This is a genomic window from Aeromonas popoffii, from assembly GCF_037818705.1.
Classification (GTDB): domain Bacteria; phylum Pseudomonadota; class Gammaproteobacteria; order Enterobacterales; family Aeromonadaceae; genus Aeromonas; species Aeromonas popoffii.
In genome coordinates this window covers 236,154-260,762 of sequence record NZ_CP149129.1, presented here as the reverse complement: position 1 = coordinate 260,762, position 24,609 = coordinate 236,154, and the positions used below count along the sequence as shown (strand labels likewise).

Annotated in this window: 29 protein-coding genes; 18 read left to right on the top strand and 11 right to left on the bottom strand. The window is 53.7% G+C overall.

The genetic code is table 11. From position 1 onward, the window contains the following. Positions 1-353 precede the first annotated feature (353 nt). The 11 genes from WJM78_RS01320 to WJM78_RS01270 all read right to left on the bottom strand — a co-directional run bounded on the left by WJM78_RS01320 (position 354) and on the right by WJM78_RS01270 (position 12,924). Positions 354-1,715 (bottom strand): hypothetical protein, encoded by a 1,362-nt coding sequence (locus WJM78_RS01320; protein WP_339012856.1) that lies wholly within the window; start codon positions 1,713-1,715, stop codon positions 354-356. 335 nt (positions 1,716-2,050) lie between these two features. Further along, positions 2,051-2,755 carry a DUF2931 family protein gene (locus tag WJM78_RS01315; RefSeq protein ID WP_339012853.1) on the bottom strand — a complete coding sequence of 235 codons (705 nt, stop codon included), beginning with the start codon at positions 2,753-2,755 and terminating at the stop codon, positions 2,051-2,053. Continuing rightward, positions 2,755-4,695 (bottom strand): DUF2235 domain-containing protein, encoded by a 1,941-nt coding sequence (locus tag WJM78_RS01310; RefSeq protein ID WP_339012850.1) that lies wholly within the window; start codon positions 4,693-4,695, stop codon positions 2,755-2,757. Before WJM78_RS01310 ends, WJM78_RS01315 begins: the two co-directional genes overlap by 1 nt. Beyond that, positions 4,695-5,489 (bottom strand): DUF4123 domain-containing protein, encoded by a 795-nt coding sequence (locus WJM78_RS01305; RefSeq protein WP_339012847.1) that lies wholly within the window; start codon positions 5,487-5,489, stop codon positions 4,695-4,697. The genes WJM78_RS01310 and WJM78_RS01305 overlap by 1 nt, the downstream gene beginning before the upstream one ends. Continuing rightward, positions 5,486-7,528: a type VI secretion system tip protein VgrG gene (locus WJM78_RS01300; RefSeq protein ID WP_339012844.1), complete on the bottom strand. Its 2,043-nt coding sequence runs from the start codon at positions 7,526-7,528 to the stop codon at positions 5,486-5,488. The genes WJM78_RS01305 and WJM78_RS01300 overlap by 4 nt, the downstream gene beginning before the upstream one ends. A gap of 426 nt (positions 7,529-7,954) precedes the next feature. Then, the gene (gene hcp1 / locus WJM78_RS01295) at positions 7,955-8,473 is read right to left on the bottom strand and encodes a type VI secretion system effector Hcp1 (protein WP_339012841.1); all 519 of its coding nucleotides are present in this window, start codon (positions 8,471-8,473) and stop codon (positions 7,955-7,957) included. 229 nt (positions 8,474-8,702) lie between these two features. Further along, complete coding sequence (locus WJM78_RS01290) at positions 8,703-9,503, bottom strand: LuxR family transcriptional regulator (RefSeq protein ID WP_339012838.1); 801 nt, start codon at positions 9,501-9,503, stop codon at positions 8,703-8,705. Positions 9,504-9,624: 121 nt separating this feature from the next. Beyond that, the gene (locus WJM78_RS01285) at positions 9,625-10,026 is read right to left on the bottom strand and encodes an H-NS family nucleoid-associated regulatory protein (RefSeq protein WP_339012835.1); all 402 of its coding nucleotides are present in this window, start codon (positions 10,024-10,026) and stop codon (positions 9,625-9,627) included. Positions 10,027-10,097: 71 nt separating this feature from the next. Next, the gene (locus WJM78_RS01280; RefSeq protein ID WP_339012833.1) at positions 10,098-10,784 is read right to left on the bottom strand and encodes an inovirus Gp2 family protein; all 687 of its coding nucleotides are present in this window, start codon (positions 10,782-10,784) and stop codon (positions 10,098-10,100) included. Between the two features lie 374 nt (positions 10,785-11,158). Next, entirely contained in the window at positions 11,159-12,658 is a 1,500-nt protein-coding gene (locus WJM78_RS01275; RefSeq protein WP_339012829.1) for a YfjI family protein, read from the bottom strand. A 5-nt stretch (positions 12,659-12,663) separates the two neighbouring features. After that, entirely contained in the window at positions 12,664-12,924 is a 261-nt protein-coding gene (locus tag WJM78_RS01270; protein WP_339012826.1) for a helix-turn-helix transcriptional regulator, read from the bottom strand. A gap of 358 nt (positions 12,925-13,282) precedes the next feature. Between WJM78_RS01270 and WJM78_RS01265 the strand changes: the two genes are divergently transcribed. The 18 genes from WJM78_RS01265 (at position 13,283) to WJM78_RS01180 (ending at position 24,607) form a co-directional block, all read left to right on the top strand. Then, on the top strand, positions 13,283-14,413 hold the full coding sequence (locus WJM78_RS01265) for a hypothetical protein (protein ID WP_339012823.1): 1,131 nt from the start codon (positions 13,283-13,285) through the stop codon (positions 14,411-14,413). Between the two features lie 194 nt (positions 14,414-14,607). Continuing rightward, positions 14,608-15,561, top strand: a complete 954-nt coding sequence (locus WJM78_RS01260; RefSeq protein WP_339012820.1) for a DUF932 domain-containing protein — start codon at positions 14,608-14,610, stop codon at positions 15,559-15,561. Between the two features lie 331 nt (positions 15,562-15,892). Next, positions 15,893-16,441, top strand: coding sequence for a recombinase family protein (locus WJM78_RS01255; RefSeq protein WP_339012817.1), 549 nt, complete (start codon positions 15,893-15,895; stop codon positions 16,439-16,441). A 49-nt stretch (positions 16,442-16,490) separates the two neighbouring features. Then, positions 16,491-18,845 (top strand): hypothetical protein, encoded by a 2,355-nt coding sequence (locus tag WJM78_RS01250; RefSeq protein ID WP_339012814.1) that lies wholly within the window; start codon positions 16,491-16,493, stop codon positions 18,843-18,845. Positions 18,846-18,915: 70 nt separating this feature from the next. Then, positions 18,916-19,251: a hypothetical protein gene (locus tag WJM78_RS01245; RefSeq protein WP_212514758.1), complete on the top strand. Its 336-nt coding sequence runs from the start codon at positions 18,916-18,918 to the stop codon at positions 19,249-19,251. 267 nt (positions 19,252-19,518) lie between these two features. Then, the gene (locus tag WJM78_RS01240) at positions 19,519-19,863 is read left to right on the top strand and encodes a YkvA family protein (protein ID WP_339012809.1); all 345 of its coding nucleotides are present in this window, start codon (positions 19,519-19,521) and stop codon (positions 19,861-19,863) included. A gap of 25 nt (positions 19,864-19,888) precedes the next feature. Continuing rightward, the gene (locus tag WJM78_RS01235; protein ID WP_339012807.1) at positions 19,889-20,314 is read left to right on the top strand and encodes a DUF2787 family protein; all 426 of its coding nucleotides are present in this window, start codon (positions 19,889-19,891) and stop codon (positions 20,312-20,314) included. Between the two features lie 9 nt (positions 20,315-20,323). After that, on the top strand, positions 20,324-20,626 hold the full coding sequence (locus WJM78_RS01230) for a hypothetical protein (protein WP_339012805.1): 303 nt from the start codon (positions 20,324-20,326) through the stop codon (positions 20,624-20,626). Between the two features lie 88 nt (positions 20,627-20,714). Next, the gene (radC, locus tag WJM78_RS01225; protein WP_339012803.1) at positions 20,715-21,212 is read left to right on the top strand and encodes a RadC family protein; all 498 of its coding nucleotides are present in this window, start codon (positions 20,715-20,717) and stop codon (positions 21,210-21,212) included. Further along, a complete protein-coding gene (locus WJM78_RS01220) occupies positions 21,209-21,400 on the top strand; it encodes a hypothetical protein (RefSeq protein ID WP_339012801.1) in 192 nt (63 codons plus the stop codon). The genes radC and WJM78_RS01220 overlap by 4 nt, the downstream gene beginning before the upstream one ends. Positions 21,401-21,424: 24 nt before the next feature. Then, positions 21,425-21,763 (top strand): hypothetical protein, encoded by a 339-nt coding sequence (locus WJM78_RS01215; RefSeq protein WP_339012798.1) that lies wholly within the window; start codon positions 21,425-21,427, stop codon positions 21,761-21,763. Between the two features lie 115 nt (positions 21,764-21,878). Further along, the gene (locus WJM78_RS01210; RefSeq protein WP_339012796.1) at positions 21,879-22,385 is read left to right on the top strand and encodes a hypothetical protein; all 507 of its coding nucleotides are present in this window, start codon (positions 21,879-21,881) and stop codon (positions 22,383-22,385) included. Continuing rightward, complete coding sequence (locus WJM78_RS01205; protein WP_339012793.1) at positions 22,385-22,618, top strand: hypothetical protein; 234 nt, start codon at positions 22,385-22,387, stop codon at positions 22,616-22,618. The genes WJM78_RS01210 and WJM78_RS01205 overlap by 1 nt, the downstream gene beginning before the upstream one ends. Further along, positions 22,615-22,977, top strand: a complete 363-nt coding sequence (locus WJM78_RS01200) for a hypothetical protein (RefSeq protein ID WP_339012790.1) — start codon at positions 22,615-22,617, stop codon at positions 22,975-22,977. The genes WJM78_RS01205 and WJM78_RS01200 overlap by 4 nt, the downstream gene beginning before the upstream one ends. 2 nt (positions 22,978-22,979) lie before the next feature. Further along, positions 22,980-23,267, top strand: coding sequence for a hypothetical protein (locus WJM78_RS01195; RefSeq protein WP_339015712.1), 288 nt, complete (start codon positions 22,980-22,982; stop codon positions 23,265-23,267). 83 nt (positions 23,268-23,350) lie between these two features. Further along, entirely contained in the window at positions 23,351-23,893 is a 543-nt protein-coding gene (locus tag WJM78_RS01190) for a hypothetical protein (protein ID WP_339012789.1), read from the top strand. A gap of 1 nt (position 23,894) precedes the next feature. After that, positions 23,895-24,236 (top strand): hypothetical protein, encoded by a 342-nt coding sequence (locus WJM78_RS01185; RefSeq protein ID WP_339012786.1) that lies wholly within the window; start codon positions 23,895-23,897, stop codon positions 24,234-24,236. A 74-nt stretch (positions 24,237-24,310) separates the two neighbouring features. After that, complete coding sequence (locus WJM78_RS01180) at positions 24,311-24,607, top strand: hypothetical protein (RefSeq protein WP_339012783.1); 297 nt, start codon at positions 24,311-24,313, stop codon at positions 24,605-24,607. The last annotated feature ends 2 nt before the right edge of the window (positions 24,608-24,609 follow it).

Genomic DNA, 24,609 nt, shown 5'->3' with positions numbered 1-24,609 from the left:
AGAGAGGAGACACATTTATATTAACAACCCACCGCACTTATTATTTTTGATGCTTTGCAGGTTACCCTCACGCCTGTATCCCACAGTCATGAAGCCGCAACCTAGCTAGCCTGAACATTTATTTGGCTCCGATTAAATACACACTGAGCACAAAAAACAACCTGGAAAATATGCAAGGGTCACAAACGAGATAAATTCAGATAAATCTGACAAAAGGGTTAATATGCGGCGATATTATTGACAATTAAGGTATTAACATCGGATATAGCATCAGTACTCAGTTTGTGTCTGGTGATTTACCAACTGAATAAGCAGGAAGCGGCCAGATGGCCGCTTCCTGCTATGTTCTTTTTTTAGCGTTTCCTGACGGTTAATAACATCTTGCCAAACCAGTGTTCCGACAACTTCTGAGCCTGTTTGACTTCCGGTTTGGTCATCATGGCCTCCAGCTCATCACGGGCCTGCATGGCTTCAGGCATCCCTTCGGTGGCGGCCAATGAGAGCCAGGCATAGGCATGTATCCGGTTGCGCGGAGCCCCCAAGCCTTTTTCACGCAGTGTCCCCATCCGGTATTGGGCCATGCGGTCACCTTGCTGAGCGGCCAGGCGATACTGCTTGAGAGCCAGCGTGTAATCCTCTTTGCCACCTTGGCCCAAACGCAGCATTTCACCGTAGGCGTATTGCGCTACAGTGTGTCCCTGTTGAGCGGCCTTGGCATAACTGGCTCTGGCTTGCTCCAAAGCCCCTTGGTCCTGCTGTAGCTCCGCCAGCTCAAACCACGCCTTGGTTACGCCACCGTCAGCGGCCAGCGTTAACCAGTGGGCCTGCTGCTCCCGGTCTACCTGCAGCAAGCTCAGTTGGTACTCGGCTTCGTGGGAACCGTGTCCGGCTGCCAGCTCCAGCCAATAGCGCCCCAAAGCAGGATCTGCGGGGACTTGCTCCCCTGCCAGATATGCCATCCCTAGCCAGAGTTCAGCCTCGGCAGAGCCCGCATTGGCTGCGCGCTGATAGGCAGCGAAAGCATTAGAAGGAAGCGCCTGTTTAGCTTGCAGCAACAAGGCGTCCGGTTGCTGTTGGGCAGCGGCTTTATCATTCCAGCGCTGGGCAATATCCGGCCGTTTGGCAACCCCTTTGCCCATTTCATAGCGCTGACCCAGCAGGTACTGGGCATCACGGTTGCCCAGTTCTGCCGCTTTTTCTAACCATTTGACGGCATCAGCACCCGGTTGTTTGCTGTACCACAGTGCCAGGACTAACTGCGCTTCGGCATGATCCCGCTTGGCGGCCTGCTCGAACCAGTCGAGGCATTCACTCGCCAGCTTGCCTTGATGCTGCTCCTGGCACATCACTCCCAACCTATAGCTGGCATGGGTGTTACCAAGACGCGCAGAACGTTGCCACCACTGGGTAGCGAGCGCCGGATTTTTGGGCTCACCGAGCCCAGCCTGATACCAGTCACCCACTTGCCACGCGGCATTAGCGCGGATCTGCTGATCGGCGGCCAAAGGGCCAGACTGCTCTGCCGCTTGCTGCATCCAGTGCATGGCGTTGGGGTAATCTGGTTCGCTAGCCAGACGTTTAGCCAGCTCGTATTGGGCTCGGCCATCCCCTTGCTTTGCTGCTTGGGATAACTCGGCGTCAGTGAGTGACGCAGTGGAAGTACAGGCTGCAAGCATACTGGCTGCCAGCGCCAGCCATAAGGCTCGGTGTGTCATGGGGAAAATCTTCGCAGAGTGAAAAGTGACGGATGAGGCACTGCTGTCTTGCGGGCTAATCCGTTATGCTACGCAGCCACCTGATGGGCACAAAGTTGATGCGGCGCCTTCCCTGGCCATTAGCCTTGCCTATCAGGTGGTTTTTTATCGGTGATCCTGATAGACCTTCTGCCACTTGGCATACTCAGCCTTATCGCCTCTGGCCTGCCAGAAAGCACAAAGGCTCTAAGCCAATTCTGCGGCCATGGCATGATCGTTATCACGACGACAGTTCAGATACTGGGCTAGCCAGTTTTGGTACTGCTTCATTGATACCCCTTAAACCGCTATCCAAATCAGTTGACCGGATTGGTATCCGTCTTAGGCTGCGCCGCACGGTAAGCGTCCATGATCGGAGCCCAGGCCATGCCGCTGGGAACGGGATATTGTTTGTAGACGTTGCTGTATTTCGCGTCAAACTCTGCCCAAGCATTTTTATACTGGCTGGAGAGCGGGAAGCGCTGGTCAAAGGGATCATCTGTGACCTCTTTGGCAATCCCCCTAGCCAGTAGGATATCGGGAGTTACACGAGGGTCTCTTAGAAATGCTTCTACATAGCCACCAGTCGCCATACCCAAACCAATGTTATCCCGCCGCTCGTCGCGCCATTCTTTACCAACCTTTACTCGGTAACGTTGCACGATCATGTTCTCCAGCTCTGCTGGCAACGTAAGGCTGATGCGGTAGCGTTTCTTGTCATGAGCTGACACCCACTCCACTTCGACCCGATCGGGCGCGGGATGAATATCGCGGCGGCCAGCCGTTATTAGCCACCGGTAGTCCTTCTCCCGCAACGATTTAATATCAACACGACTAGATGCACCATTGCGTGACGCGTCAACTAACTTGCCCTGACGATAAAAAAGCACTTGAGTTACCCATATCTCATCAGCATTGGAACCCACCATATGGCGCCAGTCCAAGTCTCTGGGTGATGCCTGTGTGGATTGACAAGCCGTCGCAAGTGGTAACAGCATCAGTAGTAATAAAACCCGATGCATTAATAACCTCCCTTTTTGTTACCCGTCATCTTGCGAACCTCTTTATCACCCACAGTATTGGGCTTATTGACCAGTCCGGTATCTGCGCTGTAGTGCAAGTAACCCAACCGTAGCTTTTGATACACCTCGGAAGGTAAGGATCGGGCCAAGTTGACGACATCCTTACGGCGTTTTGCTGCATCCAGCCACCGCTTGTCGAGTGCCGTTAAATCTATCGTGGGATTGGAGATAGCACTATCGAGCATCAAATCGCGCCGACCAGGATCCCATGGTTTGAACGGTACTCCGACATCCCGCGCCGCCTCCACCATCATATGCAGCGGTATACGTGAATACTCGCCTTCCACCACCCGATGCAGCACCACATCCACCCTCATTACCCACGACTGTGCATCCTTACCGCCCCTCGGAACACGGCGAGGACGTACATTCAGACACCCAAGCTGAGTGGTATCACTATGGCTAGCCAGAGACACAACGCCTTTAGCCCAGCCTTGTCCAGCCCGCATTTTGGCATAAGCAGTGGCATCACGATATGCCTTCGAATCGCTGATCTTGCGGTGATATTCATCGGAGCGGAAGGTGGCGATCACCGTATTTTCGGTGATCACGGGTGAGGCGTAGTTAGGGTCACGCAAGCTCCAGCGACTGTAATAGCCCCCACCGATATCAGAGTGAGCACCGGGAATGATCACCTCGGTAAAGTTATCAGCGATATCAGTCCCGATAACATCCTCTGTGATACGAGTCAAATCGAAGTGATAGCGCCACTCATCAGCCGCCACGATATGCACCACTCGATCGGCACAGTCAGGATCCAGAATCACACTGCGCTTGCCCCACAGATAGGAACTGACCACGGTATCAAACAAGCCGACAAACTGAATGCGTACATCGTCACGACTCGCCCAGTCAAAGCCTGCTTTCAGACAAATTTCAGGGGTATTGGCGATGGCCTCAACCAGAGGGTGATCGCCCTTCTTATCGATACGATTCACAAACTGGCGGGCAGCTGAAGCTCCTCGGCTAAAGCCAAATACATCGAACTCGATCCTATGAATACACCCAATGCTAGAGATAAATTCATCCAATTGTTCCTTTATCTCGGCAACGATCTGAGTTTGGCAGGCTTGCTCAACCCGAGCGGCACTTGAGGTGTCTCCTTTGTCAGCAGCAAGGCCGGCTTTCGTATCATTAGTCCCTTTTGACGTCCCGATACCCTCGACATACACCTTCACGATCGCCGATTGTTTACTAGGGGGAAGATACAGGTCATGCGCCTTGCCGATATTGGTGATATCGTTCTTCTCGCTGTTATTGAGCTCGCTGGGTAGCACATCATTAAAGCACTGCTCCAGCAGATCCACTTGCTCTTCCAGGCTGCACTTGGCCAACGCAGTCTCCAGGGCAGGCTGACCCTCCTGGTGCTTGAAGGTGTTATTGGCGGTGCCGTCAAAGAATATCCCGATGCGCAGGGTGGTGAACTGATAGCCTTTCACCTCAATTACGTAGGAGCGCTTGGTGATAAAGCGTGGCGGCTGGGCCTGCCCGGCTTTGTGCCCTTCCGGTAGCGGCTGCTCTGGCTCGGTGAGGCAGAGGTCGCCGCTGGTCACCTTAACGTGCTCGCGTTTCACGTCGCAGTGTCCCCAAAACTTCTCGGTGTAGGCGGGAACTTTGCTGGTTTCGCCCTCCTTGAGGGCTTCACGGGACTGCGCGGCTTTGAGCCAGGGCTGGGTTTCCAGCTTGACCGTCACCGGACCCACCGCAAAGCCTTGCACCAGGGTCGGACCGTCTTTCAGGGTCACGGTTTGGGTTTTGCCTGCAGCGTCGGTCAAGGTGGCCTTTTGCCCCTTGAACGAACGGCTCTGTTCATCACAAACGTCTATCTCAATCCAGCAGTTACTTTGCTCACAGGGGATACAGTAGGGAGAAATAGCCATTAGCAAGCTCCTATCAATTCAGGGTGTTTGTTCAACCAGTTATTCACCTGAGCCATTTCGTCGTTAGTCAGCATCAATGGCGCTCTAATGGCATCAAGCGCCATGCTTGCCTGCAGCGAGAGAGCACCAGCCACAACGCCATCAAGGACGTCACCTGCCAGCCCAGTTTGATTGGCCTGCTTGAGGATGGTGGTAATGGCGGCTTCCGGATTGGGATGACGCGCCATCATATCCTCCATCCGTTGCCAAAAGTGGCGAGAGAGGATGTAGGCGTGACGGCTTTCGTCATACAGCGGCGTCATGTGGTGAGGCTGAATGCGAAACCAGGGGGCTTGGCGAGGGATAAATTCTGCATCAGGCGTGCGTTGCCACACACTGTCGGTGGCCCACAGGCTTGAGCAGGGCCCCAGTACATCATCAATCTCCTGCTGACTCATTGTGGCCAGCATCTTGGGAAAGACCCGATTATCGGCATAACGCAGCCACATCACTTCCCCTTCGAAGGCTACCTCTATCAGGCTTTGCCAGTGCTGCTGGATTGCATCGATAGCAGCATCGCTTGTGACGTATACGCCGCCCAGTTGTGGGTGAGCCGCGATAAACTCGGGGGTGGGGTTGGGCAATAGCCAGGGGCCTTGTTCGGCTTGGTCTGCAAATGCAGTACCGGCAAACAAGGGGATGGCATTGGTACCGCCCTGGTTGCAGTAGTCCGCCACGGCGGAGGTATCGAGAGCAGCATCGACGATGGCAAACAACTGGCCGGGGTATTGGTTACGCCACTCTTGCAAGGTCATGCCTTACCCCCTTGTGCAAAGGGGCAGGGCTTCACCAGTGGGGCTATGGACTCCATGCTTTTTTGAATGGCACTCGCGGGGATAGTGGCAGGGGGGGCTGGCGGCACGCTGACTGCGCCAGGTAGGCCGGGCATCTGACCCGCCCAGCCAGAACCATTACCAGGGCTGCCGCCAGAATTCATCTTGATGGAAGGGCCAACCAGGGTGACGCCACTGGGGTCAACCTTCACAAAGCTGCCGCCGACCTTGAGGGTCAGCTCGGAGCCTGCTTCCAGCACAATCTTGTTACCGGCCTTGATGTGGACTTCTTGGCCAACCTCAACCAGCAGCGATTGGGCCAGCTTCTGGTGCAGGGAAGCATCGACCGTGAGGGAGTAGTCCGCCTTAATGTGGTCGCGTTTCTCCCCCTCGACCGTCAGATGGTCGTTGGCCTTGATGCGGGTCACCCGCTCGTTGTCGATATCGGTGTGCTGGTCGTGCTTGATATGCCAAGCGGCATCGTTCTCTATCGCTACGTTCAGGTCTTTCTGACCGTGAATGTAAATCTCTTCCTGCCCCGCCTGGTCTTCAAAACGCAGCTCGTTGAAGCCCTCGCCCTGGTGGGTTTCGGTGCGCAGCACGGTGCGGGTCTTGTTGGCTGGCAGCTCGTAAGGCGGTCGGTTGGTGGCGTGGAAGGTGCGACCGGTGACGATGGGCTGGTCGGGGTCCCCTTCCAGGAAGCTCACGATGACCTCGTGGCCGATGCGCGGGATGGCCATCATGCCGTACTGGCCGCCTGCCCAACCCTGACTCACCCGTACCCAGCAGGAGCTCTGGTCGTTGCTCGAGCCGTAACGGTCCCACGGGAATTGCAGCTTCACCCGGCCATGCTCGTCGCAGTAAATCTCTTCCCCTTCAGGGCCCACCACGATGGCGATTTGTGGGCCATCCACCATCGGCTTGTGGGGGGCCTCGGGGCTGCCGATACGGGCACGCCAGGTGGTGCTCGCTTTCACTACGCCAAATTCGTTGTGGTAGACGGTCGGGCCGCTGCCCCCTTCCTCTTCCAGCGCCTGCGGCTGTTCACCGGTGTGGCGGATATGGACGATTTGCCAGTCGGTATTGAGGCTGCCGTTGGGGTGTTCGGTGAGTGAAAATGTCTGGCCCGGCAGCAGGGCTGCGCTGTTGGACTTGCCACTGCCGCTGACCGCGTCATTACGCAGCGCATCGAGCCGGTGCTGGGCAAACGCCTTGCCACTGCCGTCCTGCTTGTAGCGGCCCGGATAGTCAAAATGCTGGTAGGTATCCCGTTGGTGCTCCAGCTCTGCGCCCTGCTTTTTGTGAGATAGGCCATAAGCCGGGGTCTTGAAGCTGTAGTCCTTGAGCTCCACATCTGAAGGGCGCACTGACTCGCGGTAGTGGAACTGGCGAACATAGGCACCCTGTTCCAGCGAGCGGTTGCCGAGGTTGAAAAAGAGCTCGGGGCCAGCAGTCAATGCAGCCGCATCGTCGGCAAATACAATGCGATGTTTGCCTGCTTCAAACTCATGGAAGTAGAACAGCCCCTCTTCGGCGGCCAAACGGTTCAAGAAGTCGAGGTCGGTCTCGCGATACTGAACGCAGTATTCCCTTTGGGCATGCTCGTTTTTCAGGGCAAAGGCGTAGTCGGTGATGCCATGTTCTTGCAGCAAAATGGAGAGGATTTCGTCAGGCTTTTGCGCCTGAAATATGCGGGAGTTCTGGCGAAGGCCCAATCGCCACAGCGCCGGTTTGACTTCCAAGCTGTAACGGGTGCGGCGAAAGCCGCTATCCCCTTGCGCAAACTCGCTCACCACCCCGCACACTCTGCGCTGCAGCTCGCCGTGGTACCACACCAGCAGCTCGCAGGGCTGGTCCAGCACAGCGCCAAAGTCGATGTCCGGTTGGTGACTGGCGACGTCCAGTTTGAGGCTAAACGGGCTGTTCAAGCCCTCATCCAGTTTGAAGCTTGCGACCGCAAAGGTACTGTCAGCCAGTGCGCCAACCTTGACGGTGAATTGTAATCCGGTGTTATTGGCCATATCGCGCCTCATTGAGCGATGCGCCTATGGCGCAGTAAAAACAAAGCCGCCAAGAGCGGCAAAAATCTCGTGTTGGATGAAGGTCGCCAGTGACAGATAACCTAACGGGAGAAAAGTAAAAAGGATAAACGGGCCTAAAGTGGCCCGGTGGACTCAGGACAGGTTACGCTGGATGTAAGTCGCAATTGCCTTGCTACGTTCATCACCCCGAGCCTGCAGCTCAGCAAGCACCTCTCGCACAACACCACGATAAATCATGGAGCCTCTCTGCAAAGTCCGATGGTTATGCCCCACATCAGTGAAGGTGGCGCCCCCTCGATGCAGGTGCAGGTGGGGCTCTCTGTGATCCGGATAAAAACTATCTCTCGGCATAATATTCTCCTGTAAGACAAGGGGGCATCTGCCCCCTTGCAGGTTATCGCAATATTAAGCCTCGATCGGCGCACGCCAGTCATCAGCACCAGAGGTACCGGCAACAGTGTGTTCCCAGTCAATCTTGCGATAGGCCAAGGAGACCTGGATCAACTGGGTAAAATCTGACATGGCCGGATCCTGGCAGTGCGGCATCTGGCAATCGATATCCACAATGACGGCATCGGTCAGCACGGTAGAGAAGAAGTGCTCCTGCTTGCCCTCTACAGAGGTGCGGTACCACTTCAGGGCCACCTTCGGCAGCATTTCGCCGGACGCCAGCGCGTTGTACATCAGCGGCACGGCTTTGTTCAGTGCAACGGTGAACTTGAACGGCTTGTGGACACGCTGACCAGCAGGCTGACCGGATTGCGGGTCAGTCGGTACAGTTACCTGGTGATTGAACTCTTGCACCAGCATCTCGTCTTCGTGACCTTGTACGAAGATGTTACCGACGGAGTCGGAGGTGAAGGCACCGGCAGTGATGTTGCCCTGAGTTTTACCTTCAATGCTGATATAACATGGAGTTGGCATGGGTATGCTCCTAAATAGGTGGGTTAAATGAACTAGCACTCGACCAAACCCTTAGCAGTGACCGTGCCAACTTTTCACCTCATTATTTATCAATGACTTACCGCCACTCCATAGTCTCAACCGCACAGCCCTGAGCAAGTTTTTGCTCAAACTGCGCAGATATCTCAGCAAATATTGCTCAAACAGTGATTTAGCCCAATATGCGGGCAATAAATTGTGCCAGTCAGAATTATTGACCGTCCTCATCAACGTTCCCCACTAACGCAGCATCGATATTGAGCCGCACCAGCCCCTGCTTGAGCGCCCAGGATATCGCCTGGCTTTTATTGCTGGCTCCCAGCTTCTCGGCAATACGCTCCAGGTGAAAGGTCACCGTTCTAGGGGTGATGCCCAATATCTGGGCAATATCGCTCACCTGCTTCCCCTCTGCCGCCCATTGGCAGACCTCCAGTTCCCGCAGACTCAGCGCATCCCGAGGGGGTATATCGGACAAGCAGACCCGAACGACCGCCTCAAAGATGTGCACCGATAGCCAGCTCAAAAAGGGCGTGGCCGTCAGCCATTGGTGTTCAGTACGGGGTGTTCGGGTAATGAATGACAGCAACCCCACATGGCCGTTGGCCCCATGCCAGGGGAAGGTGATGCCATCGCGCAATCCCGCTTCATGAGCCTGCAGCATCACCTCCACACCAGCTGTATCCTGTTGCTCGCAGCACTCGGTGATGAGATTAGCCCACAGGATGGGCGTGCTCTGCGTCATCCCCTTGCGCACCACTGGGTCTACCGCAAAGAAGCGCTGCGCGTCATAGGCCTGCACCCACTGGGCAGGACAGCCATTGAAAATGCGCACCTCGGGACGCTGGATAGAGCTTGGCGAGATGAACCCCAGCCGAAAGTAGTCAAAGCCCATCTGCTGGCTGAGGGTAAGCAACAGCGCGACTATGGTGTGCTCGTCAGTGGCCGTATCGAACTGGGTGATGAGCGTCAGTGCGTCGGCAGTATTGAGAAAATGAAACGGGGTAGTGGTCAAGCATTCAGCTTATAAGCGATAAAATGTACTAAATAGTACCAACAATCAATCAGATGGCGCAATCTATCACCCGCTAATGATAGATAGCAGGCCGCATCGAGTATTGATGCGGCCTATACGTTCAGATGAGGAACTCGTCCAATTGGCGGCCTTGCTCGAGCTGCTCAGCCAAGAACTTGGGCGTGCGACCCTGACCGGTCCAAGTATGCTCTTGCCCATTATCAACATAGCGGTATTTCGGTGGACGAGGGGCTCGTTTAGCTTTGGCCGTAGTCGCTGCTGCTGGAGCACTACCGACCAACTCAGTCGGGTCGATACCAGCTTGAGCCAACATCGCTTGGAACTCGGCCAGCTTTTGCTGGTGCTCAGCTTGGGCTGCCTGTTCTTTTTCGGCCTGCTCCAGACGCTCCAGATAAATCAGTTCGATTTTCTCGTGGGCTTCGTTGAGCTGCTCCAGAGACAACTCGCGCAGTGCTGCTCGCAGACTACGGACGTTCAACAACACTTTCAAAAATTCACTCATAGATATCCTTTAATTAAATACGCAGGGATTGTTCTATAGCATACTAATGAGCACTGATGTGCTCAAGTATCTTATCGTAATTGGCTACAACCAAAGTTACGCTGCCCACCCCCAACCAATTTGGTTCTTACCTTGCTAAAATAAGCTATGCGATTCAGAAACTTCATGTATCCAGACGAACGCAATAGCACCTCTTTCCTATCGAATATATACTCACAATTTTTGGGGAAGTGAACCAGCCCTGCATATTTAGGGAAAGGCAGCCCCAACGCGCTGCACCATGCCTTTTGGACCCTCGTTGCCATATTGATGCCATCCGGCTTGGTATAGTCGCCCAAGGTTGTATAGCGGTCTTTATTGAATAAAAGCACAATGTGATAATGAGGGTGGTCCCCGGTATCTTGCTCTCTCACCCAGATATATTTCACCTCTGAATAGATGTAACGACGCCTCTTGCGTTTACTCACCTCTCTGAGCTGACTCTTCAGGGACTCAATAAAGCGAGTGATGACCTGTGAGTCCGTGCGCTGGAAACGAGTGGGGTGAAAGATATCACACCCAGAATTCACCTTAGCAAAACGAACATCAACGCGTATCGCAAACACCCGCGACCATTCTTTCAACGTTGAATCAACCACTGCCAGGCTACGTATCAGATACGGAGAATGGATATCGCCATACATGTCCCTTACCTGTCGAAGTAGCTCTGCTACCTCAGTAGCGTTCATTTCATAGACGCCATTGGCATTCATCGGCATATTTACTATTCCATAAATAGGGCATAAGGAGGCTTATGCCCTGTTAAGGGCATTTCAATAACTTTTTGTTGATACGTGCAGGTTACATGTAAATTGTGCTTACATTTATCAATGTGCTTTAGCAATTGATATTTATAGATGACAGTTACAGATACTTTATAAGGCTAGATGTAATCATCACTAGCACAATTATTTACTTACTGCTTTATGCCGCCTCAGCATTACCTTGTATTGTTCCTATGCCTATATTACTTTATACCGAACACTTGGTCATTCTCACATCATCGGCATACTCGGTAAAGTAGCATCAGAAATACAAGACGTAACCGAATAATCTTATCTGCCGTTTTTACAAAATCACTCTGAAGTTATTTTTAAAGCCCTGACCGACCAGAAGAAAAATTGATAAGCCTAACATACGTTGTTCTGCCTTTCTTATAGCAACTCACCTGACCCTTGAATAGTAAATTATCCAAAGCACGAGTGAGCCGCGCCCGATCCCTCAAGCGGTTAGGCCCATATTTGAGTAGATGGTTTTTAGGTATGTCGTGGATAAAATGATGTCCATACTTATCATGCAGCCAGTTTTCCAGCAGTAACGCATCTTCCATATCTTCGGGCAGGCTATCATCCACCATCAGCTGGATGAAGGAATGCAGGTAGTAATCAGCCAACCGAATAGCAGCGTACATGGTGTGCTCCGACACAACAGAGTGACCCGTAACAAATGCCTCCAAAACACCTGCAATTCTCGCGACATGTTCGACTTGCTTGGAGGCATAGTCACGATATTCACGTAGTGCACCATTCTGACCACACATCAGTTCAATCCGGTCGTACTCGGCATACCACATGGCCGCTGCCTCAGGTGACAGCGTCAAACAAGTACGTGCTGCGTTTTCTTCCCGGCGTTCAAAAGATTGGTTCAAGCGTTCCTGCACTCGCGCATGAATCCATTCCAAATGGTTGCTGGACACAGGGGGGCGCGGGAAGAACTGTTGCTGTCCATGGAGCCGTCCGCCAATGGTTGATGTCGGCTGACACAGCAACATCCTGGCAAAGAAACCAGAGGCCCGAGCATGTCGCCCCTGGCGGTTGACATATTCTTTGAACAAGGCAGGCTGCACCATCAACATCATGCCAAAACGTGCATCTTCGACACGCAAGGCGTCTTGGGTTGCTCGGTCAATTTCAAGAGGCTGAGCCCCCCACAGTGAGTTCAACAAAGGTGTATCATGGAGCAGCTCACCACTCAGGATGCTTCCTGCTTCATCCGAGAGCAGAACCAGAGAAGGCCAACCTTTGCCCAGTGCCTGCTTGACCGCAGCTCTGGTCACATCGCTCACCAACATACGCTTACGCAGTGGCGCTGAAGGTTTACGAGCGAAGCACTCCTCAAGTCGCTGTGCACTCTCTTGCGAAGGCTCCCCTTTAGTCACCGCCCGTTCGAAAGCTTTCTCCAAGGCCTTCCGCTCTACTTGCCAGCGACACATCGCTACATCGTACAGTTTCTTATCCTCTTGATACTGCGCCTCCAACTTTCCTTCAAGGTCACGAACAGGCGTCATGAGTAGTTTATCAACTGTGGACTTGCGCTCCCCGGACTCTGCCAGCACCACCTGATAGAGAGAGATAGGGAAACGCAAGTTGTCCTTGGGGGCGATATCAAAAAGATCCTGGCAAGCCAACGCCATCACCCCGAGCACGGAGGAGGCGATTAAACCTGAAGGTGCTTGTGTTTCTTGCTGGATGTAGTGAATAACCTTCTGCAACTCGTCGGGCAATACATTCACCGGCAGCTCTTGCGGTATGGACAAACAGGGTTGCGCTTGAACTTGCCCAAAAAAATTCGACAGGGGGGAAAAATGATTCATGGCAATCACTCCTTGGTCACTGTAATAGGGTGGGCTTGCGGGCGACTGGCAATCCAGGCCATAACCTCACTGAGATTCCAACCCACTGACGCCAGCCCGAGCTTGATTGGCCTGGGGAAGCTCGGGTCAAAGCGCTTGGATTTGGGGTTCATGCGGTCATAGATAGTGGACCGGCTAAGCCCTATCAGCCGGGTCAGCTCTTTAAGCCGGATAACTCTGGTACAACACTCTGGTTCCGGGGCACTGCTCTGATTACTTGTACTCATCAACATCGTTGGATCTCCTGTCATGCGGTCATGGTTGTTGGTGGCGCAGGATAGTGTTTTGACAACGACGTGAACACGACGGTCTGCCCCCCCACCAGATCGTCGTTGACAAAGAGCCATTCATTTTCGTGAGCCAAAACAATTACATAAGTCCATTTTGAGCAGAGTGACGGCAGATAGGCAGTGCTGGCTAACTTGCCAACGCTCCATCCCAAAATAACTCGATAATAAAACTATTATTTAGAGTGTCAGGCTCTGTTTATAACTGAGCTGAGATGGTTTTTTGTGTTCAAAATTGAGTGAGTTTGGTATATTTAAATCAAATCATAAATCAGCTTGTTTAATTAAGGCTTTCGCTATGAACACAGAAGAGTTTATCCACACGGAAAAGTATCAGCGCATTCTGACTAATGTATTAGAGCGGTTATTGGATTTCTATATTATCTTATACTCAGCCAAATGCATGAATGGCAACATCGTCACTCATCTTACTGAAATAAAAAATGACATTGAAAGCAATTTCTTGAAAAAGCAATTAGATAAGGAGATCTTGACGAAGTTGAATGCCGTTGACGATACGCTAGATATCATGCAAGTAAACTATTCATATTGCCGAGTTCTTACTACAAAAGAAATAATGGCAGACAATGCATTGAAAATGGCCTATCAAAAAATCGCAATTATTGTGTATGAAAGGAATTCTGGAAAACGCGTTGAAATGGTGAATGGAAGGCCTTGCATTCAAGAAGAAATAATTGCTGAACAACTCAGCGCCAAAGACTTCATGCCACAATTGAAGATGATGTACCCATGCTTACACCTTATAAGAATTGTTGATATAATAAACGCCCCATCATTAGAAATAGTAATCCCTCTCATTGAAAATGCTGTCAAGTCCTACCTCAGACTCAACCGTATCAATGCCAATCAGCAAAGAAATGTCATCGATGCTGCGATAGACGACCTGACCAAACTTGTCAGATTTTATCCCGAGCGACTATATCCAGGTCTGCAATATCGTTTCCCGCAATATAATGGGAATGACGATTATGAAAATCTCGCCCTTTCTTTTAATCACCGCACTTCAAAAAATGACATGCAAGATGCATTAATTGATGTCAGCTTTCAATTTGAACGATTCAAAGCCTATTATCACCACAAGGCTGGTTTTACTGATGAAACCAGACTAATGCGACTGGAACCTTTCGCCTACAAATATGTAAGGGAGAACGGGTACATTAAGCAACTGAATAGCATTGAAGGTACTTTCCATGCATTACTAGCATGGCAAAAAATTCATTTTGATAAGAAATCACAGGCCAGTGCCATTGATGAAATATATCGTTCCCTTAACAAATTACCCAATGTATCAATACAAGAGGGAAAGTACAAAAAGAGGATAAGAGACCGTCTTTCAGTGGTTTCAGAATTTGTGAAAGACAAAATTTCATACATAAATAAACTATCAGATGATGACTTGGCAATATAAGGTCAATACCAAAATTGGTCGCAATTTCCGCTACAGCTGCTACTAGTAGCAATTGTAGCGGGAAGTATACCACGCAAGACGCTTGATTGTGTGGTTGTGACGTGGTAGCCATCCGCAACTACAAGTAAACCATTTCTAATAAATTTCACACCTATATTGCCTTGTTGAATCAACTCCAAATATAGGATGTCAATATGTCACACTTAATTGATACCTTGGCCTATACCGGCCAAACTCCCTGGCATGGCCTCGGCAATATATTGCCCCCACAACAATCCTTAGATATCTGGCTTAACGCAGCAGGGATGGATTGGACCATTGAGCAGAGCGATGTAATGTTTAACGTCGCATCCGATGCCCTGCATATTCGCCCTTATTCAGGTAGCAAGGTGCTTTACCGTTCTGATACGCTGGCACCACTCTCGGTCGTCTCCAAACGTTATCATGTGGTACAACCTCATGAGGTATTACATTTCTATCAGGATTTGGTACAAGCCGGAGGGTTTGAATTAGAAACCGCTGGCGTATTAAAAGGCGGGAAGAAATTGTGGGCATTGGCCAGGGCGGGACAGAACATGAAGCTGAATGGCGGCGATACCGTGAAATATTATTTATTACTTGCGACCAGTTGTGACGGCACACTTTGCACTACCGCTCAATTCACTTCACTCAGGGTGGTTTGTAATAATACATTACAGATGGCACTCAATGATAACGCCGATGCAATTAAAGCACCTCACTCAACCCAATTTAACCCGGAACAAGTCAAAGAAGCGCTTGGTCTTGGTTTGGCAAACTGGGACCTGTTCCAACGTAATATAAATGCGCTGAGTCAGCGCTCAGTGTCTCCTGCTGAAGCAATGATGTTTTTCAGTGACTTGATTAATGACCCATCAGATGATGATGGCAATATTGTCCTCAGTCGCCCTACCAAAAAATTACAAGAACTCTACCAAGGGGCAGGGATGGGGTCAGACCTCGCCAGTGCCAAAAATACCGCCTGGGGGCTGGTCAATGCGGTAACAGAATACGCGGACCATCACCGCCGCGCTCGCAGTCAGGACCATCGGCTCGATTCCGCCTGGTTTGGTCAGGGCGCACAACTCAAATCCCAAGCCCTGAACCAAGCACTTACCCTGCTGCAGTAATTCCACTTCCCTATTCAAACCGCATAACGACCTCACCCGGACTGGCGCAAGCCAATCCGGGCGTAGCCATTTATGCCGTCAACAAGGCATCGTCATGAAAGCAAAAGCCAAATACGGTCAATGACGCCGTCACGGCGTGATATGTCAGTCACAAAATAGCTCGCTGGTTGGCCAAAACACTGGTTTGGAGTCAATAGAGCAAGCCCTAGTGACACTCACGAAATCGGCACCTTTTTAAACAATAACCCTCCCTTTTCAGGTCAATAAGGTCTCTTTGAGGCTTTTGACCAAGGGGGTCAGTGTACCTTGCCCTATTGACCGGGAGGAGACCATGGCACTGGTAGGTTACGCACGCGTCAGCACGGTAGGTCAAAGCCTGGATACCCAGCTTCGAGCGCTTGCCGAGTGCAATCACGTTTTTCAGGAGAAGGTCAGCGGGGCCAGTGATGACAGGCCCCAGCTTGCCCGGCTGCTGGACCATGTGAAGGCAGGGGATGTGGTGGTCGTGACCAAGCTGGACCGCTTGGCTCGCAATACCCGTCACCTGTTGGACATTTCGGAATCCCTGCAGCGAAAGCAGGTGGCCCTGCGCATTTTGAATCTCGGCATCGACACGGCAACCCCCACTGGCAAGTTGATGCTGACGATGATTGGCGCCATTGCCACCTTCGAGCGAGAGCTGATGTTGGAGCGGCAAGCGGAGGGGATTGAGCTGGCCAAACAGCGCGGGGTCTACAAAGGCCGTAAACCGACCGCGATGGCAAAAGGGGGTGAGGTGCTGGCGCTGGTCAAACGCGGGTTGCCCAGGGCGGAAATCGCCAGACAAACCGGCATCAGTATCTCCAGCGTGCAACGCATTCTCCGGGCAACAGACAAATAGCGCCGGGGAGTCCCCGGCTAACTGGATTTATCACCAAGGAACAACCTATATGAAAAAACATTACCCACTTACCCTCATCGCGGCGCTGGTGCTCAGTGCCTGTGGGGGTGGCGGCAGTGACAACGGCGATAGCAGCCCCGCCACAGTCACCTTAACCGGTCGCGCCCTTTCAAGTGACTATCTGGCTGGGCAAACAGTTTGTCTGGACTTCAATGCCGACCAGCAATGCGACAACAGTGCCCCACGAACAACCACCGACAGCCAGGGGCGCTTTACCTTCACCCTGCCCGAGGCCCAACAGGCTACCGCCAGGCAGGCATGGGTCATCGTGGCTCCACCTGCAGAGCCAGCGGGCGCATTGCATAGCGCAGCTCGCTCAATCAGCAACGCAATGACGACGCCCATGATGCTGGGCTACTTTGACGGGACCCAGTTTGCTATCAGCCCCTATACCCACCAGTTGGTCATTAGCACCAATCAGGCAGAGCGCCAACACCAGTATCAATCCAGCATTGCGGCCAAGGAGAAACAACAGATTGCCACTGAACTGGGACTAACAACCCTGGCGGCCAATGCGCAAAAACTGTTTGGCGACTACCTGGCGGCGGGTGATGCACACAGCACAGCCCTGGCTGAAGTCGCGGCTACCAAAGCGCAACAACTCCTTGAAGCGAGCACACTGCAAGCCCAGCTGGCCGACTCGTTAGCCAGCAACAATCCGCAAGGCTGGACATCGGTACAGGTCAACGTGCGTAACCTGTGGTCACACAGTTTCCATCTGCACACCATGCTGCACCTTCGCCAACAAGACGTTATTTACAGTAAGCGCGTCGGCGCCATCGAAACCACGAAGACCGAAGGGACACAGTGGCTGCTTGATAAAGAGGGCGACTACACCCCCTCGCTAGCGCTGCAACGTTATACCAACGAGGTCACTAAAGATTGGGAGCAAAAACATTACCGCGAGTGGGCTAGCTGGGCATTGGATTACAACCAGGACGGGAACGCCAGTTTCAAGGGGGAGAAGGCAAGCCTAGGTACCTTCAGTCAGGATGCCAACGGCCTATACAGCTACCACACCATGGAGTTCTACAACGAGGGAGACCCGGCATCTGAAGGCGCGGGCTCACGGCCTGAGCTGGCCTATTGTGATGGGTTCGACATTCAGGCGGAAATGACCCGCTGGAGCGCCGACCCAGACAACATCGCCGTTGACCACTGCGTGGCCTTCGTGGAAAAGCGGGATATCGTGGAGAGCGTGGATGCCCAAGGGGCCTGGGTCAACAACGACACCATGACCGAATGGCACAAACCCGGTAACGTCAACAGCTGGCTGGTGAATGACAAGTTGCCTCCCAGCTACTACGAACCCCGTAGCCAGCGTGTCACGGCGCAGGGCGATATGCAGCGTCTCACCCAATATGACTGGCACGCCCTCACCCTCAACGCCCCTGGTCTGGACCAATCGCCGTTTAACGTCAGCCATGATGAGCTGCAACAGCACAACGGTGATAAGACCATCAAGCTGAGCCAACCCCTGTGGCGTTATGGCAGCAAGCTCGGTAACAGCATGACCGGCTTCGAGCGGGTGGAATTACAAAACTACAACCCAACCCGCTGGGGACGTTATAGCGATGCCTACATCGAGCAGAGCTACCAGCAACAAGCTGGCGGCTTTACCCTCCAAAACCGCTTCTTCCAGCTGGACGAGCGTCAACCGGAAGGTGTCGCGCAACCCCTGAACCTAAAGTTCGCGGGCAATGTCACCCCGTTCACGACCCAGGATTGGCAGTTTGATAACGCAACCCAAACGCTGAAAGTGAAACATCACTACCAACCGGTGACCGGGGAAATTGTGTTTGTGCTGCCTTGGCCCCGGTTCGTCATTGAGGGCAATCCGATGGAGCTGGAGGCATCCATCCAACTGCAACCAGCAAGCGGTCTGCCGAACGCTATGCAAGTCACCCGCGTAGATGATGGCCAGCCAATCAGCACGCCCACCTTTGCCCAGGGGCTCTTTAATTCCCCCCTGCGCTGGACTGTCACACCCTCCACCACCGAGCCAGATGTGACAACCCTGGTCGAGTTGCTCTTTGGCCAGGCGCCGTTTGGCTTTACCGCCGACCGGGATACCAGCGCACTTCGGCAGTGTGAGTTGGGTCGCAGCGACACCAGCGTCCAGCAAAACCTGCTGTTTGCACCGATTGGCGGAGATATGGTGCTGAACGTAACCTGTCACGAAACAAGCGGTGATTGGGTCATGGAGCAGTATCTGCTGCGCATCACTACCCCCTTTAACGGCACGGCCTTCCAAGCAGAGCTGCTGGACTATGCCGAAGGGGCCAACATCTACCGTGATGAGCCACGCCAGCGCTATCCGCTGACCTTCATCAAGCAGTCATAGCCACAACCCAGCCCCTGGCCGATGTGTTTGGGCAGGGGCGTTTATCACAAAAGAGGAGTAACAATATCCCATGGAAAAAATTCATTACGATGACCTGGATACTGACAAGTTAACCACGCTCATCAGCAACCGATGCTCTTTTGAAGTGACCGGTTTGTCTGGGCGGATGAGTAGCGCTGTCAGCAAAATTGAAAATGCAATTGAACCTGCCGGATTGAAATGCAGGATTTACACTAGGGGGCGCATTGCCGCCGCAGGCGCAAGCCTTCTTGGTGGCCCTGCCGGGGTCGCGGGTGTTGTCTCCGCTGCTGGCATCGCGGTTCACAATCTCGCCACCTACAATCCGGACTATGAAATTGCCAAGCATTTAGTCGATAACACCCTCAGCGTGCTTTACAAAAAATAATCACTGAAGGGGTATCCGGGTTCCGCCGTACGGACCACAGGAGAGGTACGGGCCGCGTATTTCGGGAAATCGCACAGCCATTTCGGCAATCCGAACGGTGATTTCGGAAATGGGGTAAATAAACACCGCAGGCCCCACCCAGCAACCACCGCAACTCGCGAGGAGGCATTTGCCTCCTTTTTCATACCCCCAACACCAAAGCCATCCACACGGCTTTCCATGAATCCACCCAACCATCTATACATCTGCCCAGCCGAGAGGTGTTTTATGCCACCTTCTATCTCCCCTGATAAACCATTTGACCACGATGGTTTTTGGCGCAAGCTCAGGGCGTTTGCCAAACGCGTCGGACGACCGCTTATCGAGGTCTGTTTGTTACTCTACTACACCAGTAAAAAGGAAGACTTGCCGCTCTGGACCAAGCTACTCATCTACAGTGCCTTGCTCTACTTTGTCTCCCCCATCGATGCCATACCGGACCTGCTGCCACTTGGACTCACCGATGACTTTGCGGTGCTAAGCGCCACATTGGCCACGGTCAGCACCTTTATCGACGAACAGGTACGCCAGCTCGTTGCCCACAAGCTGACCGAGCTATTCGGCGACGTCTGATTTCCACTTACCTCTGGAGACACATATGACCATTCCCTTCTTCCGGGACGGCTTTGCCCTGCCCGTCATCCCAGCGCTCCTGACACAACTTCATCAGGCGCTCACCAATACGACACTTGACCAGGAACGTCTGACCCAGCTTACCCTCAACTTCCGCAGTCCCACCTATAGCCCTGAGCAAGGAGGTGTTCACCCGGTCGAGATACGCCTGATACGCGGTCTGGATGGCTGGCTGTTCGATTACGTCACCGACTTCAGCTACCAGGGGCTGGGCCAGGATGCCGAGCTCGACAAGGAGCTCGATTTCAACTTCCTCGATGGTGAGCACTATCTGCAAGGCTGGGGACCGCTGCCCACGGCAGAAGCCCAAGAGTTATTCAACATGTGGCAGAACAGTTTTCTTGCCTACGCCCAGCTGGGCTTTTTTACCGTCACTGTCAGTGGTGACTGAGGACTACTGATGTCCAAACAACCGATAGCCGTTGAGCTCGAAGCTATTAACCGAGAGGGCGAGACGCAGGTGGTGCGTGACAGTGGCCTGACCGTGCAGGGCTACAGCGTCTACCTGCGAGCGGTAGAGTCTAGTGGGTTGGCCCTGGCTACCTGGGTGGCAGACTACGCCACAATCGGCCCTGCCTATGAACTGGCGGAACGGCTGAGTATTGCGCTAGCTATCCCGCTGAACGTATTGGTACCGGAAAACCTGATGCCGATACAGAGTGAATCCGTCGACACGACAGGCCCCATCACGACGGACAGCTGAACACCCCTCAAGATGAACCAACAACCTCTCTGCATTTAGCCCCGGTATGCCTCGCGCTGCCGGGGTCTTTCTTTTTCTGGAGACCACTATGCGTTACCACAAACTCAAAGCCGGGGAATGCCCCGGCACTTATGTCGTCACCGAGCCGGTGACCGAGCAAGACCTGCTGCGCATCGCCAATCAGATTGCTCGCAAGCGTCTGGCCAAAGGCTCCGCCATCACCAGTACCACGGAGGCCGCCGAGCGACTGCAAACCTTGCTGCAAGAACGGGAACATGAAGTGTTTGGGGCACTGTTCCTTGACTCCCAACATCGTGTACTGGCCTTTGAGGAGCTGTTTCGCGGCACCCTCGACAGCGCCAGCATCTACCCACGGGAAGTGGTCAAGCGGGCCCTACTACTCAACTGTGGGGCCATCATCGCGGTGCACAATCACCCCAGCGGTGACCCAGAACCCAGCCACTCAGACCGGGTCTTTACTAAGGCCCTCAAGGAGGCCTTGGCACTGGTCGATGTTCGGCTGCTCGACCATCTGGTAGTTGGCGCTGAGGGTGTAGTCTCGCTGGCCGAGCGAGGCCTGCTATGAGCATTCCCCCTGGCAAATCACACCTCACCGTCCTCGATATCCTCATCGAGTTGCGTTGCTGGCTTGCAGACAACGTCCAGATGCAGGCAGCGCCCGCTATCGTGGCTCACCTGCCCAACGGTTACCAACTCACCCAGGCCGACTGTGTCGAAGCCATTGATGCGCTGCTGCATCAGCTACGCCATTAGCCAACCCAAGAAGGGACAAGCACGATGCGATTACCCAACCCCTATTCCCTTGAGGAAACGCTGGGCAAGCTGCGCCATAGCCTGGCAGCTACCTGCAACGAGGATGCGCTGACGTTGCTGGAAAAGGCCATCACCAAGGCTAGTGACGACAGGGCCTACACCAAGCAGTTTGAAGAAGCTTTGCTGCAAGGCTCCACCATCGAGATACGCGAGTGTCTCAACTGCTTTGGTGACTACTTCGAGTGCTCCCGAGACGCACCGCCCTATTACCCATACCACGATGCCGTCAACGGCATTGATTCCGCACTCTACGCCATCCTGTTCAATGCCGCTCACCCAGAAGCCGCTCAGACGCACGAATAGCACCAGCATCCCCAAACCCGGATCATCACTGCCAACATCATGATCCGGATATTCCGACATCACCCCAAGGCCACCTCACCGAAGGTGGCCTTTTGCATTTTAAGGAACCATGCCCATGTCTGCTTTCATGATCGACCGCCAGGACTATTTGGCCTTTGCCGTGCAGTTGCACCGTTTTTGTAATGCCCCGATGCCACCGCACTACACCCTTGAGTTACTGCGCACCCTCTGGTGGATACCTCCAGCAGACACGACCAGTACCTGGACGTGGCGGGTTGACCGGTTAGCACGGTTGATGATGCTCGCCAACCGCCGTGCAGTCTGGCATCGCTATCAGCGGGGGCGTCAGCAGGACCACAAGGAACCACGTCAGCACCGCTCGAACAAACTGAGCCCTCTTAAACCGACCCACCGTTACCACCAGGCACCACTCACCGATGCCGAACTGCTAGCCCTCTACAAATTCACCTGCTGCGCCCTGTACCAGTCGAGCGAATGGACCGGGAGCCCAGTGCAGGCACCACGGCTGGTTAAGGTGATGCAGCAGTTGCAACAGGCTCTCGCACAAGACGTGCTGACCCGGCTGTCACTGTGGGAGCAAGCACCTTGGGGGGAGATGTGATGGGTCTATCCATCACCCTGACGGTGACGGGTTCACCACCGAGCTCAACCGCCCATATAGCCCATATAGCCCATATAGCCCAACGTATCGCCAATGACATGGCACACCTGCATCACCGTCTAGGAGATGGGGTCAGCGATGAACTGGGCATCAGTATCAGTTATCTGGTCGAACAGTTTGCGCTGCTGGCAACGGCTTACCGTTCACCGGAGGAAATGGAGAAACAACAATGATTACGTTCAATGACAGCTTTAGCCAGGCCGCCGTGGCGGAGGCCATGTGTGCCCATCCAGCACTTGCCAAACTCATCAATCAGCAGTTGATGCTGCAGGGCTTTGCCTATGCCCACGATGTGGAGGGGAGACGTATTGGCGGCCCACTGGTCGCCCCCAACCCTGTACTGCACAAAACCACGCTCTTTGTCAGTCCACGGGATATGCGTGAGCACCTGCCACGAGAGATTAACTTCGCCCGCTTTCGCTGTGCCTGTAATGCTGCGGGTCAGCCGGTCGGCGAGTGGCAACGGGTGATAGTCGGAGCCTACGTCAACCATGGCAGCAACGACGCGCCGGATTGGAGTAGCCACACGTGACCATGACAACGCCCACTGCATCACCCATGGGGACAGAGGCCGCTATCGCCCGTCTCCGAGCCCATATCGAGGAGTTCATTGCACTGGAGCTGACCGGCAAGCTCAATGCACAACTAGCCAGTCTGGCGCGCTCCGGCGTGCTGGACCTGGATAGCTGGGACGGGGCAAATCTGGTCCTGCCTCGTACCGTGACCACGGCGCTGCTGGAGGCTGCTGCCGAGCGGGTGATTTGGCATAGCCACCGCCGTCGCTATCAGCGAGACATCAACCGCCTCAAGCAATCGCTGTAGACAATCATCCCCCAAAACAGCACACCACCACCCCACACAGCCCCTCACACCGAGGGGCTGTTTGCATTTTAAGGAACCCACCCATGCACGACCTGCGTGATTACAAGACCCTGACCGCTCGGCAGCTCACCACTGCCATCGGTCAGCTCAACCACAACACTGCGCCGAAGATAATGACCCATCTGGCCTTGCGGGCCACACAGCAGCATCCGCTCGGTAATCAACGCAGCAGAGCCAGGGCGCTCAAGCTGCTGCGCCGCGTCAAGAAAGCACACACGGCGGGGCGTATCCCGCTCGAGCTCACCGTGACGGGTTGCCGCATCGACCGAAGTAGCCATCAGGCAGACCGCTACTACTACGACCGAACGCTGCTGGCCCAAGGCTGGCAACAATACGACACCGAGGAGGACGCCTGGTACTTCGGTATCTGGATTAACACAGAGAAGCGCGAGACCTTTACCTACGCCGAGGGGGATACCCACCATGTGATTGCGCCGAACGTCGAGGCGTTTCGTGCCGAGCTGGCGCGGCTCTATCAGTACCACCCGCAAGCCCCGGCGTTTATCAGTATCGACCCAGAGGCGGGCGTTGTGACCCACCATTTTGAAACCAAGCCGGAGGTGTGAGATGGCCAAAAACATCACCATCAAGGTGCCCGGCAAACATCCACAAACCGGGGAACTCACTACCTTCGAGCTCAAGGGGCAACGCATCGATATCGACATCGGCGGGCAAGCAGTGCCCTTTCTCATTCACGGGAGGGGGATAGGAACGTCGCTCACCCACATCCCGAGTGGCTATCGCATCGCGCTGCTCGGTGGCTGGCTCACCGCTCGTTACGCAGTCCCTGAGAATAAGCCCAGCAGAACGGCCTGTGCCCAGATGGCCATAGACCGACTGGTGGCTCAATACGGCTCGCTGCATCTGCTGGACCGGCTCAATGGCAAACCGGTTATCAATAAGCTGTAACAACGCACAGCTCAAGTGCTCACGCTCATCAATGCTCAGAGGGCTCGACAGCCAAGACAACAAGGAACGATGCAATGACCAACCCCCTACCTGCAACAACGAACCCACTGGCAGGACATCCCGTGATGCAGATGCTGGATGTTGCCATGAGCGCCATCGTTGGCGATTACGATGACGCAGACCAAGTGCCAGAATGGCAATGGGTCAAGCAAATGGCCTCCCATGAACATGTCGGCATGAAGGATGGCTCCTCCTATGAGTACACCTTGAACCTGGCCATGGAGCTCGATGCCATCCCGCCAGCGCTGCAACCCTTGCTCACTTCCGCCCAGCAGGCTGGCGTGAACTACATCCTGTTTTACAACGGCTAGCC